The organism is Kitasatospora sp. NPDC085895 (genome assembly GCF_040702125.1).
GTDB classification, from domain to species: domain Bacteria; phylum Actinomycetota; class Actinomycetes; order Streptomycetales; family Streptomycetaceae; genus Kitasatospora; species Kitasatospora arboriphila.
Genome location: NZ_JBFBJY010000008.1, coordinates 129,785 through 142,514, shown reverse-complemented (window position 1 = coordinate 142,514; position 12,730 = coordinate 129,785). Strand labels below are relative to the sequence as shown.

Genomic DNA, 12,730 nt, shown 5'->3' with positions numbered 1-12,730 from the left:
GGCGCTGTAGACCGGGGGAGGACGCCGATGGCACCGACGCGAGACCTGGACCCTTCGTCGTCCGTGCTCGGCTTCTTCGGGTCGGAGCTGCGCCGCTTCCGCGAGGCCTCCGGACTCACCCAGGACCGGCTCGGCGAGGTCGTCAACTACACCGGCTCGCTCGTCGGGCTGGTCGAGACGGCCCGGCGCAAACCCTCCCGGGAGTTCACCGAACGCTGCGACGCGGCGCTGGGCACCGACGGCGCGCTGGCCCGCATCTGGCCACTGCTCGGCCGGCCGGCCTTCCCGTCGTGGTTCCGCGGCTTCGTGGAACTGGAGTCCACCGCGACCTCCGTCGCCACCTACCAGGCCCAGGTCGTGCCGGGGCTGCTGCAGACCGAGGAGTACGCCTGGGCCGTGATCCGCAAGGGCCGCACCGGCGAACCGGACGAGGTCGTGGCCGAGTTGGTCGCCGCCCGGATGAGCCGCCAGACCATCCTGGACGGGCCCACCCCGCCGCTGCTGTGGGTCGTGCTGGACGAGGCGGTGCTGCGGCGCCCGGTGGGCGGTCCGGCCGTGATGCGGCACCAACTGGAACGGCTGTTGGACGTGGCCCGCAGCCCGCGGGTCGTGATGCAGGTGCTGCCCTTCGCGGCCGGCGCGCACACCGCCCTGGACGGCTCGATGACCCTTCTGTCGTTCACGGAGGGGCCGGACGTGGCCCACCTGGAGGGGCCCTACTCGGGCCAACTCATCGACCGTCCGGAGGATGTGGCGCGCTACACACTGGCGTACCATCACCTGCGCGCTGACGCCCTGTCGCCGGACGCTTCGTTGACCGCCGTCGAGACGGCGATGGAGGAGGTCTACACCCCATGAACGGACTCGATCTGTCGGCCGCGGTATGGCGGAAGTCGAGCTTCAGCGGAGGCTCGGGCGGCGAGTGCGTCGAGGTCGCGGACGGCTTCGACGGGATGGTCCCGGTGCGGGACAGCAAGGACCCGGCCGGGCCCGCGCTGGTCTTCGGAGCCGCCGCGTGGCAGGCCTTCGTCGACGCGGTCAGATCCGGCGAACTCGCATGACGGTGCCCGGCGCCGTCCTGTGCGACCTGGACGGTGTGATCAGGTTCTTCGACCACACCGAGGTGAACCGGCTGGAGCGGGCGGCCGGACTGCCGCCGGGCAGCACCGCCCGGGCGGCGTTCGGGCCCGGGACCGCGGAGCCGCTCGTCCTCGGCGGGCTCACCCGGGCGCAGTGGCGGGAGGCGATCGGCGCCGCGCTCACCGCGAGCGTCTCCGCGGACGAGGCCCGGGCCCTCGCGGGGGCCTTCACCACCACACCCCAGTCGGCCGACCCCGAGGTCGTCGACCTGCTCCGCCGGGCCCGCGCGAGCTGCCCGGTGCTGCTCGTCACCAACGCCACCGTCTGGCTGGACGAGGACCTCGCCGCACTCGGCCTCACCGGCCTCGCGGACGGTGTGGTGAACAGCGCCGAGGTCGGCTCGGCCAAGCCGGACACCCGGATCTACGAGATCGCCGCCGAACGGGCCGGGGTCGCCCCCGAGCGGTGCCTGTTCGTCGACGACCGCGCCGAGAACGTCGCCGCGGCCGCCGCCCTGGGCATGGCGGGCCTGCACTACCGCACCCCGGCCGACCTGCGCGCCGCGCTGGCCGGCCGGCTGCCCGCCGCGCGGGACGGCCGGGCCGCTCAGGAGGCCGCGGGCCGCCCGTAGTGCAGCAGCACCACGCCGTTGCCGAAGGTCCGGGTCTCCATCAGCTGCAGCGGCCGGTCCGCTGCCGCGGGCGGGAAGAGCGGCTTGCCCGCGCCGATCAGCACCGGGTGGACGTAGATCCGGTACTCGTCCACCAGGTCGTGCTGCAGGAAGGCGGCGGCGAGGTCCGCGCCGCCGAGCACGAGGTCCCCGCCGGGCTCCGCCTTGAGCCGCTCGACCTCGGCCGGGACGACCTCCCGCCGGATCTCGGTGTTCCAGTCGGCACGGGTCAGGGTGCGGGAGTAGACGGTCTTCGGCATGGAGCGCCAGATCTCCGCGAACTCGACGACCGGTCCGGGGGCGTCCGGGTCGGCGTCCGCGGTCGGCCAGTACCCGGCCATCAGCTCCCAGGTGACCCGGCCGCTGATGAAGCCGCCCATCGGCCGCAGCACGTCGTTCATGTGCCGGTGCAGCTCTTCGTCGACCAGGTGCCAGTCGATCCGCCGGTCCGGCCGCTCGACGTACCCGTCCAGGGACACCGAGAACAGCATCACGATCTTCCGCATCGCCCACCCCTCGGCTCCGACGCCCGCTCCATGCTGGCACGGCGGCCACCGGCCGCCCGGCACCCTCGGTGACGGCGTGTCAGTCCGGCGGCGGGAGGGGCCGGCAGGAGGTCACGGCCCGGCGGTCTCCGCCGCCACCCACGCCAGGTACGCCTCCGAGCCGGCCACCACCGGCACGGCCACCACCTCCGGGGTCTCGTAGCCGTGGTGCTCCCGGAGGAAGGCGGTGAGCCGGTCCACGACGCCGGCCGTGGTCTTGAAGTCGATCCGCCACTCGGGCTCCGACCGCACCTCGCCCTCCCACCGGTACACCGAATCGATCGGGTACACCTGCGCGCAGGCGGCCAGCCGCTCCCGCACCACCAGCTCGGCCAGCGCGCGGGCCTTCTCCTGCGCGTCGTGGGTCGTGGTCACCACGAGGACGTCACGGGTCGTCATGCCGCCGAGCCTACGCGCGCCGGCGCGCCGCCCCCGGCCCGCGTCGGAGGACGGCGGGGCCGGAGGCGGTGCGAGCGGCTCAGAGGCCCGGGATCTGCCGCGCGGCGAAGGCCTTCCGGACGGTGTCCGCGGCGCTCGCGCCGTACATCCGGCGGGCGGTGTCCACGGTCGCCAGGGCGGCCGCCGAGAAGGACGTGTCGGGCGCGAAGGAGAACTGCGCGTTCACGATGATCCGGTCGGCCGTGCGGGCCCCCAGCGCCTTGCGGACGTCGTACAGCGCCTGCGACCAGATCTCGCCGTCGGCGTGCACCTCGCCGACCTTGTCGCCGTACACCTTGCCGGTGTCCAGGCGGCGCAGGCAGTGCACCGGGCCGGCGGTGTAACCGGTCGAGTCCCAGTCCGCCACGCAGGCCTCCGGGGTGCGCGCCGTCCAGCCGTACTTCGCGTCGGCGGCCGCGCCGACCGCCACCGCCAGGTAGTCGCCGAACGCCTCGCCGATCGCCCCGGCCTCCGCCGACGCCCCGAAGCCGGGCACCTGCGCCTCGTGCACCGCGTGTCCGTACTCGTGGACGATCACCTCGGCGTCCTCCGCGTCGTCCACCCCGCCCTTGCCGAAGCGGATCTCGTCCTTCTTGTCGGTGAAGAAGGAGTTGTCCGCCCCCCACTGGTTGATCCGCACCGGCTGCGCCCGGTCGTTCGCACCCGGCAGCTCACTGCCGAAGCCCAGGCCCTGCAGGTACTCCTGCGCCTCGTTGACCCAGAAGTACGCCATCACCTGCTCGAACCGGTCGTCGTCCCGGGTGAACGTGAAGCTGCCGGACGGCGAGTACGCGGGCGCCCCGGTCTCCGAGCGGACCACCGCCCACCGGCCCGACAGGTAGCCGCTGCCGTCCAGGTTCCGCAGCGCGACCTGCGCGTAGGCGGACGCGGGCACGGCCGAGGCCGCGTCCTTGGCGTCCGTCAGCGACTCGTCGCCCGAGGACTGCACCGGATTGACCATGAAGACCCGGCCGACCGCACCGGCCGTGGCCGGGGCCGGCTTGGCGGCCGCGGGAGTGGCGGCGAGACCGGCCGCAGTGGCGAGCACGGCGGCGGTGGCGACGGCGAGACGGGGCACGCGGGCAGGACGGGACACGGGTCCTCCAGAGCGGGGCGAGGGTTGCTGCGGGATCATTCCGTACGACCGAACCCGGTGACCAGGGGTAGGAACCGACGAATTTCCCCGGTTCCCGCCGGACCGGACGGAGAATCCGCGCCCGCGGGCCGGATCCGCACCAAACCCTGCGGTCGCGGGTCCGCCGCGCGCGGGCACACCGGCCGGTGAACCCGGAGCCGGGCGCCCCGCCGGGGAGGCACGCCGAGGGGGTGTGGCCGATCCGCCCCCGAGGGTGCCGCCGTTGACGCGCCCTCAGGGCCGGCAGCGGACGCGCCCGGCGCCCCCGCCGCGGCCGGGCGGGCTATTCCCGTGACCGGACGGTCGCCGAGTGAAACAGACCACAGGCCCACCCCCTGCTGCTGCGGCGCCGATCATGGCAGAATGACGGCAGTAGTAGTGACGTTCAGCGCACTCCGGGGTCGGTGAAAATCCGAACCGGCGGTTACAGTCCGCGACCCGTCCGCAGCCAGCGGCCGGTTGACCAGGTGAAATTCCTGGACCGACGGTTAAAGTCCGGATGGGAGGCGTGCGCGGCGGACGAGCAGGTCCACGGCCCGGCGACGGGTCGTGGAGATCGGACAGGAGAGCTCTCTTCGGCGACGGCGCCGGAGGCGGGTTCCCTCCCGGCCGTGCTGTCCGCGTCATCTCCCGTGCCGCCCCGGAGTCCGCGCCCCTAAGCGCGAGGAGAACCCGGGTGTTCACCGGCATCATCGAAGAGCTCGGCGAGGTCGTCTCCATCGAGGAGATCGGCGAATCCTCGCGTATCCGCCTGCGCGGCCCGGTGGTCCGTTCCGGTGCGAAGCACGGCGACTCCATCGCGGTCAACGGCGTCTGCCTGACCGTCGTCGACAGCCCCGAGGAACTGGCCGCCGAGACCGGTGAGTTCAGCGCCGACGTGATGGCCGAGACGCTGCACCGCTCCAGCCTCGGCGCCCTGCGGCCCGGCTCGCGGGTCAACCTGGAGCGGGCCATGGCGCTCGGCGCCCGGCTCGGCGGGCACCTCGTCCAGGGCCACGTCGACGCCACCGGCGAGCTGCTCTCCCGCGCCCCCGGCGACCTCGACGCCGACGGCAACCCCCGCTGGGAGGTGCTGCGCTTCTCGCTGCCGCAGTCCATCACCCGGTACCTGGTCGAGAAGGGCTCGATCACCGTCGACGGCGTCAGCCTGACCGTCGTCGACGCCGCCCTCGACTCCTTCAGCGTCTCGCTGATCCCCGCCACCCTCGAACTGACCACCCTCGGCACCAAGGCCGTCGGCGACCCGGTCAACCTCGAGGTGGACGTCCTCGCCAAGTACGTCGAGCGGCTGCTCGACACCCGCACCCTGCCCGACCACCTCGCGAAGGACGCCTCGTGAGCGCGCTGACCTCGGTGGCCTTCACCGCCTTCGGCGAGCAGGTGAAGTGGGCCGACATGATCGGCAACCTGCTCGGCCTGGCCGCGCTCGCCCTCGGCTGGCGCCGCTCGGTGCTCAGCTGGCCCGTCCAGCTGCTGGCCGGCGCCGTCCTCGTCGCCGCCTTCCTCGGCGGGCAGGCCCCCGGCATGGTCGGCAAGCAGCTGGTCGTCATCGCGACCGCGGCCTGGGGCTGGGCGCAGTGGCAGCGCGGCCGGCGCGACGGCGGCGCGCTCGCCGTCCGGTTCGCCTCCTGGCGCGAGCGCGCCCTGCTGGTGGCCGGCGCCGCACTCGGCACCGCCGCCGTGGCGGGCCTGTTCACGGCCTTCCCGAAGCTGTCCTGGGCCCCCTGGCTGGACGCCTACATCTTCGTCGGCACCCTGACGGCGATGGTCGCCCAGGCCCGCGGATGGGTGGAGTTCTGGTTCGCCTGGATCGCCGTCGACCTGATCGGCGTCCCGTACTCCTACACCCACGGCTACGTCTTCTCCGCCCTCACCTTCGCCATCTACTTCGTGCTGGTGCTGCTCGGCCTGCGGACCTGGTGGCTGAGCACCCGTACGGCCCGTCCCTCGACCGCCAACGTCCCGCAGGGAGTCACGGCATGACCATCCAGCACCCCGACGAGCTCGCCCTCGACCCGGTCGAGCGCGCCATCGCCGACATCGCCCTCGGCCGCGCGGTGATCGTGGTCGACGACGAGGACCGCGAGAACGAGGGCGACATCGTCTTCGCCGCCTCCGCCGCGACCCCCGAACTCCTCGCCTTCACCATCCGCTACAGCTCCGGCGTGATCTGCGCCCCGATGACCGGCGAGGAGCTCGACCGGCTCAAGCTGCCGCCGATGACCGCCGTCAACGAGGACCGCAAGGGCACCGCCTACAGCATCTCCGTCGACGCCCGGGACGGCGTGGACACCGGCATCTCCGCCGCCGACCGCGCCCGCACGATCCGGCTGCTCTCCTCGCCCGGTACCGAGGCCGCCGACCTCACCCGCCCCGGCCACGTCTTCCCGCTGCGCGCTGTGGACGGCGGCGTCCTCGTCCGCCCCGGCCACACCGAGGCCTCCGTCGACCTCGCCCGGCTGGCCGGCCTCGCCCCGGCCGGCGCCATCGCCGAGGTCGTCAACGACGACGGCACCATGGCCCGGCTGCCCGAACTCGTCGCCTTCGCCCGCGAGCACGGCCTCGCGATCATCTCCATCGAGGACCTGATCGCCTACCGCCGCCGCACCGAGCTGCACGTCGACCGGGCCGCCGTCACCGCGCTGCCCACCGAGTACGGCGACTTCACCGCCGTCGGCTACAAGGGCACCATCGACGGCGTCGAGCACCTCGCGCTGGTCGCCGGCGGCCTCGACGCCGACGGCCGCCTGCCCGAGGGCGAGGACGTCCTCGTCCGGCTGCACTCCGAGTGCCTCACCGGCGACGTGCTCGGCTCGCTGCGCTGCGACTGCGGCCCGCAGCTGCAGGCCTCGCTGCGCCAGGTCGCCGAGGCCGGCCGCGGCGTCGTCCTCTACCTGCGCGGGCACGAGGGCCGCGGCATCGGCCTCAGCCACAAGCTGCGCGCCTACGAGCTGCAGGAGCGCGGCCGCGACACCGTCGACGCCAACCTGGACCTCGGCCTGCCCGCGGACGCCCGGGACTACTCGATCGGCGCGCAGATGCTCGCCGACCTCGGCGTCCGCTCGCTCACCCTGCTGACCAACAACCCGCACAAGCAGAACGCGCTCACCGAGCACGGCCTGAAGGTGAAGGGCCGGCTGCCCGTCGAAGTCCGGGTCGGCGAGCACAACGAGCGCTACCTGCGCACCAAGCGGGACCGGATGGGCCACGACCTGCCGTGGCTCGACGCCGACTCCTGAGCCACCCCGCACCACCACAGCCTTCGCACACCGGCACAGCCTTCGAGACAGAGAGAAGTACGACGTGAGCGGCCACGGAGCCCCCGAGCTGACCATCAAGAACTGCGCCGACCTGCGGGTCGCGGTGATCGCCGCGCAGTGGCACGACCAGGTGATGAACGGCCTGCTGGACGGCGCCCACCGCGCCCTCAAGGAGCTCGGCATCGAGGAGCCGACCGTGCTGCGGGTGCCCGGCACCTTCGAGCTGCCGGTCGCCGCCAAGCACCTCGCCGGCCGCGGCTACGACGCCGTGGTCGCCCTCGGCGTGGTCATCCGCGGCGGCACCCCCCACTTCGACTACGTCTGCGAGGCCGCCACCATGGGCCTGACCCAGGTCGCGGTGGACACCGGCGTGCCGGTCGGCTTCGGCGTGCTGACCTGTGACGACGAGCAGCAGGCGCTGGACCGCGCAGGCCTGCCCGACTCGGCCGAGGACAAGGGCCACGAGGCGGTCACCGCGGCCGTCGCCACCGCGGTCGCGCTGCGCGGCGTCAGCGAGCCCTGGCGGTAGAACGGGGGATCGTCCCACCGGACTGTCCACGGTCCGGAACCGTTTACCGTCGGTCAGCCCGCACCCCGTATGGTGAGGTCATCATGGCTTCGAAGACATTCGAGGAGCTCTTCGCCGAGCTCCAGCAGAAGGCCGCCTCCGGCGACCCCTCGTCCTCCCGCACCGCGCAGCTCGTCCAGCAGGGCGTCCATGCGATCGGCAAGAAGGTCGTCGAGGAGGCCGCCGAGGTCTGGATGGCCGCCGAGTTCCAGTCGGACGAGCAGACGGCCGAGGAGATCTCCCAGCTCCTCTACCACCTTCAGGTGATGATGATCGCCCGCGGGCTGACGCTCGACGACGTGTACGCCCACCTCTGACCGCACCGTGTCAGCCATCCCTCCCACAGCGAAGGACCCATCTCCCATGCTCCGCATCGCCGTTCCCAACAAGGGTTCTCTCTCGGGTCCCGCGGCGGAGATGCTGCATGAGGCCGGCTACCGCCAGCGCAAGGACCCGAAGGAACTCGTGCTGGTCGACCCGGAGAACCAGGTCGAGTTCTTCTTCCTGCGGCCGCGGGACATCGCCGTGTACGTCGGCTCCGGCCGGCTCGACGTCGGCATCACCGGCCGCGACCTGCTGCTGGACTCCGGCGCGGACGCCGAGGAGGTGCTGGCCCTCGGCTTCGGCGGCTCCACCTTCCGCTTCGCCCGCCCGGTCGGCGTGCAGGTCGAGGACGTGCAGGGCCTGGAGGGCATGCGGATCGCCACCTCCTACACCGGCCTGGTCGAGCAGCACCTCGCCGAGCGCGGGGTGAAGGCCACCGTCACCAAGCTGGACGGCGCGGTCGAGACGGCCGTCCAGCTCGGGGTCGCCGACGTCATCGCGGACGTCGTCGAGACGGGCACCAGCCTGCGCAACGCCGGCCTGGAGGTGTTCGGCGACCCGATCCTGGTCTCCGACTCCGTGGTGATCCGTCCCAAGGGCGCCGGCGACGACGCGGGCGTCGAGCAGTTCCTGCGCCGCCTCCAGGGCGTCCTGGTGGCCCGCCGGTACGTGCTGATGGACTACGACATCCGCGCCGAGAAGGTGAGCGAGGCCGTCGCGCTGACCCCGGGCCTGGAGTCGCCGACCGTCTCGCCGCTGCACACCGAGGGCTGGGTGGCCGTCCGGTCCATGGTGCTCCGCAAGGAGGCCCAGCGGATCATGGACGACCTGTGGGCGATCGGCGCCCGCGCCATCCTGGTCACCAACATCCACGCCTGCCGCCTCTGACCGATCCTCCGGGGCGGGGGCCGGCCGGCCCCCGCCCCGCGCCTTCCTGGAGCCACCCCGTTGTCCACCCCCGCCGCCGTCCTGCCGGTGACCTGGTCGCCGCGCCGCAACCGCTTCGTGCTGCTGCCGCTCTGCGCCGTGCTGGTGATCGTGTTCACCGTGCTCGCCGTGATCCTCCCGGCGAACTGGCACACCAACGACCGCGCCATGATGGTGATCAGCGGACTCCTCTTCGCCGCCGTCGGCCTGATGCTCGCCCGGCCCCGGGTGAGCGCCGACGAGGACGGCGTCACGGTGGTCAACTTCGTCCGCAGCCGCCGCCTCGCCTGGGCCGAGATCGTCCGGGTGAACCTGCGGGCCGGCGACCCCTGGGTGATCCTCGACCTCGCCGACGGCACCTCGCTCGCCGCGGTCGGCATCCAGCCCGCCGCCGGCCGGGATCAGGCGATCACCGCCGCCCGGACGCTGCGCGACCTCGTCGACGAGCGTGGGACGGCGCGTCGCTGACGGCCCGCACAGGCCGGATCCCTACACTCGTTCGGTATCGTCTAGGCTGGTGACGGCTGGTAAAGCCAGGGCAAAAGTGCCCGCCGCCCCCGAACCGACCTGAGGAGTGACACTCCCCGTCCATGGACGATCCGTCCGGTAGTACCAGCGCCGCCCTGCGTCCGACCCTCGGCAGGCAGGCGGCACGATGACCACCGCCTGGCTGCTGTTGCTCGCGGCCTTCCTGCTCATCCTCGCGAACGGCCTCTTCGTGGCCGCCGAGTTCGCCTTCGTGACCGTGGAGCGCGGCACCGTCGAACGCGCCGCCAAGGCCGGCGACGTCCGGGCCCGCAGCCTCTCCAAGGCCCTGCGACACCTCTCCTTCCAGCTCTCCGGCGCCCAGCTCGGCATCACCATCACCTCCCTGGTGGTCGGCATGCTCGCCGAGCCCGCCCTCTCCGTGATCCTCTCGCCGGTGTTCACCGCGATCGGCCTGTCCGAGGGCGCCGCCCGCGGCGCCGCCGTCGTGATCGGCATGATCGGCGCCACCGTGCTGCAGATGGTCATCGGCGAGCTCGTCCCGAAGAACTGGGCGATCTCCCGGCCGCTGCAGGTCGCGTACGCCGTCGTCGGCCCGCAGCGCGCCTTCTCCGCCGCCTGCCGCCCGCTGATCGGCTTCCTGAACGGCTCCGCGGACAAGATGGTCCGCGCGCTCGGCATCGAACCGCAGGAGGAGCTGGGCCACGCCCGCACCCCCGCCGAACTCGTCGCCCTGGCCCGGCACTCCGCCCGCGCGGGCGCCATAGACCAGCAGTCCGCGACGCTGTTCGTGCGCACCTTCGGCCTCGGCCGGCTCACCGCAGAGTCCGTGATGACCCCGCGGATCGACGTGGTCGCGCTGCACCACGACGCCACCGCCGCCGACGTCGTCAACCTCGTCCGCGCCACCGGCCTGTCCCGGTTCCCGGTGTACGTGCACAACCTGGACGAGATCACCGGCACGGTCACGCTCAAGGACGCGCTCGCCGTCCCCGAGGACCGCCGCGGCCACACCCGCGTCGCCCACCTCGCCTCCCCGCCGCTGCTCGTCCCCGAGACCCTGCCCGCCGAGCAACTGCTCGACCGGCTGCGCCGCCAGCAGCCGATGGCCGTCGTGGTCGACGAGTACGGCGGCACCGCCGGCGTCGTCACCGTCGAGGACATCGTCGAGGAGATCGTCGGCGAGGTGCAGGACGAGCACGACCCCGCCGACGAACCCGACCTGCGGCCGATGCCGGCCGAGAACGGCCTGCCCGTCTGGGAGGCCGACGGCCTCACCCGCACCGGCCAGCTGGAGATCATCGGCCTGCAGACCCCGGAGGGCCCCTACGAGACCCTCGGCGGCCTGCTCGCCGACCTGCTCGGCAAACTGCCCGCCGTCGGCGACACCGCCGAACTGCCCGGCTGGCGCTTCACCGTGCTCGCCGTCGACCGGCACCGCACCGGCCGGGTCCGGATCCAGCGGACCGACCCCGACCTCGCGGGCGAGGACGGCACGGACGGGGGGAAGGACCGATGACCTTCCTCCAACTGGCCGCAGCGATCCTGCTGCTGCTCGGCAACGCGTTCTTCGTCGGCGCCGAGTTCGCCGTCATCTCGGTGCGCCGCAGCCAGATCGAGCCGCTCGCCGAGTCCGGCAACCGGCGCGCCCGCACCGTGCTGCACGCACTGTCGAACGTCTCCGCGATGCTCGCCGCCGCCCAGCTCGGCATCACCGTCTGCTCGCTGGGCCTCGGTGCCCTCGCCGAGCCGACCATCGCCCACCTGCTGCACGACCCCTTCCACGCGGTCGGCGTGCCCGAGTCGCTGATGCACCCGCTCAGCTACGCGGTCTCGCTCGCCGTCGTGGTCTTCCTGCACATGGTGGTCGGCGAGATGGTGCCCAAGAACATCGCCCTCGCCGGCCCGGAGAAGGCCGCGCTCTGGCTCGGCCCGCCGCTCGACCGCCTCGCCCGGATCCTCCGCCCGTTCATCGCCTTCCTGAACGCCTTCGCCAACGCGGTCCTGCGGCTGTTCGGGGTCGACGCCAAGGGCGAGGTCGAGTCGGTCTTCAACAGCGAGCAGCTGCTGCACCTGCTGGCCGACTCCGCCGACGCCGGACTGCTCGACGAGCAGCGCCAGGAGCGGCTGGAGGACGCCCTGGAGCTCGGCGAGCGGCCGGTCACCGAGGTGCTGCTGAAGCCCGACCAGCTGGTGACCGTCCCGGTCGGGGTGAGTGCCCGGGAGGTCGAACGGCTCGCCGTCCGCACCGGCTTCTCCCGTTTCCCGGTGGCCGACGCGGCCGGCGCCGTGCTCGGCTACCTGCACGTCAAGGACGTCCTCGACCTGGACGACCCGGACGCGGCGATGCCGGGGCGGCTGCGCCGCCCGATCCCCGAGCTGCGCGCCGGACTGCCGCTGGACGACGCCCTCGGCGCCATGCGCCGGGCCGCCGCCCACCTGGCCGCCGTCGTCGACGCCGACGGCCGTCAGCTCGGCCTGGTCGCCCTGGAGGACGTCCTGGAGGAGCTGGTCGGCGAGGTCCACGACCCGGACCACCGCAGCGCCGCCCTGTAGCGGCCGCAGCCCGGTCCCCCGGCCCCGTGCTCACCGCACGGGGCCGCCGGCGTCCTGCCGCCCGCCGTAGACGGCGAACAGCGCGGCGGAGGCCAGCTCCACGGCCGCGCCGGCCGCCAGCGGCGCCGCCGGCCCGGCCCGCAGCAGCAGGGCGCCGAGGGCCGCGCCGCCGCACATCACGACCACCGCCGAGGCGGCCCGCTCGCGCGAGTCCATCTCGGCGTGCACCCGCAGCAGCCCGGTCAGACCGCGGGTGAGCACGGTGGTCGGCAGGTCCGGGGCGGCGATCCGCAGCGCGATCGCGTTCCGCCAGCCCATCGCCAGCGCCAGCACGGCGAGCACCACCAGCGCCCGGCCCGAGGGCAGGTCCTGCTGCTCCGGCAGGCCGGCCGCGGCCACCGCGCCGACCGCCAGCAGCAGCCCGACCCCGGCCACCGCGGGCGGCGGCCAGCGCACCCCGTGCCGCCGCACCAGCGACTCGTTCACCCGGTGGCCGAGCAGCGCGCCCAGCGAGAACGCGGCGAGGCCCAGCCCGGCACCGGCGACCGACACGTGCGCGCCGCCCAGTCCGAAGCCCAGGAAGAGGATGTTGCCGGTCATCACCGCGGTGTACACGTGGCCGAGGCCGAGGAAGCTCGCGGCCTCGACGATGCCGGTGACTGCCGTCAGCAGGAGCAGCGCCACGGTCTGCGGGGCGGGGCGCCTGGTCGTCGCGAGCACCCTTGTTGGTACCAGCCCGGC

At 73.4% G+C, this 12,730-nt stretch carries 16 protein-coding genes and 1 riboswitch; of the genes, 12 read left to right on the top strand and 4 right to left on the bottom strand.

Features of this window, described 5'->3' with window-relative positions; translation table 11 throughout:
• The first annotated feature begins 27 nt into the window (after positions 1-27).
• From AB0442_RS07780 to AB0442_RS07770, 3 genes are read left to right on the top strand one after another with little or no spacing between them, the layout of a single operon-like run.
• On the top strand, positions 28-858 hold the full coding sequence (locus AB0442_RS07780; RefSeq protein WP_363541659.1) for a helix-turn-helix transcriptional regulator: 831 nt from the start codon (positions 28-30) through the stop codon (positions 856-858).
• Positions 855-1,061 (top strand): DUF397 domain-containing protein, encoded by a 207-nt coding sequence (locus AB0442_RS07775; protein ID WP_344628146.1) that lies wholly within the window; start codon positions 855-857, stop codon positions 1,059-1,061. The genes AB0442_RS07780 and AB0442_RS07775 overlap by 4 nt, the downstream gene beginning before the upstream one ends.
• Positions 1,058-1,711 carry an HAD-IA family hydrolase gene (locus AB0442_RS07770; protein ID WP_366161426.1) on the top strand — a complete coding sequence of 218 codons (654 nt, stop codon included), beginning with the start codon at positions 1,058-1,060 and terminating at the stop codon, positions 1,709-1,711. Before AB0442_RS07775 ends, AB0442_RS07770 begins: the two co-directional genes overlap by 4 nt.
• On the opposite strand, the gene AB0442_RS07765 is transcribed toward AB0442_RS07770, so the two are convergent.
• The 3 genes from AB0442_RS07765 to AB0442_RS07755 all read right to left on the bottom strand — a co-directional run bounded on the left by AB0442_RS07765 (position 1,687) and on the right by AB0442_RS07755 (position 3,811).
• The gene (locus AB0442_RS07765; RefSeq protein WP_366161425.1) at positions 1,687-2,256 is read right to left on the bottom strand and encodes a dihydrofolate reductase family protein; all 570 of its coding nucleotides are present in this window, start codon (positions 2,254-2,256) and stop codon (positions 1,687-1,689) included. The genes AB0442_RS07770 and AB0442_RS07765 overlap by 25 nt on opposite strands.
• 111 nt (positions 2,257-2,367) lie before the next feature.
• A complete protein-coding gene (gene cutA, locus AB0442_RS07760) occupies positions 2,368-2,694 on the bottom strand; it encodes a divalent-cation tolerance protein CutA (RefSeq protein ID WP_366161423.1) in 327 nt (108 codons plus the stop codon).
• Positions 2,695-2,773: 79 nt separating this feature from the next.
• Positions 2,774-3,811 (bottom strand): M4 family metallopeptidase, encoded by a 1,038-nt coding sequence (locus tag AB0442_RS07755; RefSeq protein WP_366161421.1) that lies wholly within the window; start codon positions 3,809-3,811, stop codon positions 2,774-2,776.
• A 444-nt stretch (positions 3,812-4,255) separates the two neighbouring features.
• A riboswitch (FMN riboswitch) is annotated at positions 4,256-4,383 on the top strand.
• Positions 4,384-4,544: 161 nt separating this feature from the next.
• Here AB0442_RS07755 and AB0442_RS07750 point away from each other — a divergent pair.
• The 9 genes from AB0442_RS07750 (at position 4,545) to AB0442_RS07710 (ending at position 11,989) form a co-directional block, all read left to right on the top strand.
• The gene (locus AB0442_RS07750; RefSeq protein WP_366161419.1) at positions 4,545-5,207 is read left to right on the top strand and encodes a riboflavin synthase; all 663 of its coding nucleotides are present in this window, start codon (positions 4,545-4,547) and stop codon (positions 5,205-5,207) included.
• Positions 5,204-5,851, top strand: a complete 648-nt coding sequence (locus AB0442_RS07745; protein WP_366161418.1) for a nicotinamide mononucleotide transporter family protein — start codon at positions 5,204-5,206, stop codon at positions 5,849-5,851. Before AB0442_RS07750 ends, AB0442_RS07745 begins: the two co-directional genes overlap by 4 nt.
• Complete coding sequence (locus tag AB0442_RS07740; protein WP_366161416.1) at positions 5,848-7,107, top strand: bifunctional 3,4-dihydroxy-2-butanone-4-phosphate synthase/GTP cyclohydrolase II; 1,260 nt, start codon at positions 5,848-5,850, stop codon at positions 7,105-7,107. The genes AB0442_RS07745 and AB0442_RS07740 overlap by 4 nt, the downstream gene beginning before the upstream one ends.
• 64 nt (positions 7,108-7,171) lie before the next feature.
• Positions 7,172-7,657, top strand: coding sequence for a 6,7-dimethyl-8-ribityllumazine synthase (ribH, locus tag AB0442_RS07735; RefSeq protein WP_344626553.1), 486 nt, complete (start codon positions 7,172-7,174; stop codon positions 7,655-7,657).
• 83 nt (positions 7,658-7,740) lie between these two features.
• Positions 7,741-8,013 (top strand): phosphoribosyl-ATP diphosphatase, encoded by a 273-nt coding sequence (locus AB0442_RS07730; protein ID WP_100887339.1) that lies wholly within the window; start codon positions 7,741-7,743, stop codon positions 8,011-8,013.
• A 46-nt stretch (positions 8,014-8,059) separates the two neighbouring features.
• A complete protein-coding gene (gene hisG, locus AB0442_RS07725) occupies positions 8,060-8,908 on the top strand; it encodes an ATP phosphoribosyltransferase (RefSeq protein ID WP_366161414.1) in 849 nt (282 codons plus the stop codon).
• Between the two features lie 60 nt (positions 8,909-8,968).
• Positions 8,969-9,415, top strand: a complete 447-nt coding sequence (locus AB0442_RS07720; RefSeq protein ID WP_363541651.1) for a PH domain-containing protein — start codon at positions 8,969-8,971, stop codon at positions 9,413-9,415.
• Between the two features lie 187 nt (positions 9,416-9,602).
• Entirely contained in the window at positions 9,603-10,952 is a 1,350-nt protein-coding gene (locus AB0442_RS07715; RefSeq protein WP_366161412.1) for a hemolysin family protein, read from the top strand.
• Positions 10,949-11,989 carry a hemolysin family protein gene (locus tag AB0442_RS07710; RefSeq protein ID WP_366161410.1) on the top strand — a complete coding sequence of 347 codons (1,041 nt, stop codon included), beginning with the start codon at positions 10,949-10,951 and terminating at the stop codon, positions 11,987-11,989. The genes AB0442_RS07715 and AB0442_RS07710 overlap by 4 nt, the downstream gene beginning before the upstream one ends.
• Positions 11,990-12,019: 30 nt before the next feature.
• Here AB0442_RS07710 and AB0442_RS07705 read toward each other — a convergent pair whose 3' ends face one another.
• Positions 12,020-12,709: a YoaK family protein gene (locus AB0442_RS07705; protein WP_366161408.1), complete on the bottom strand. Its 690-nt coding sequence runs from the start codon at positions 12,707-12,709 to the stop codon at positions 12,020-12,022.
• Positions 12,710-12,730: the final 21 nt, after the last annotated feature.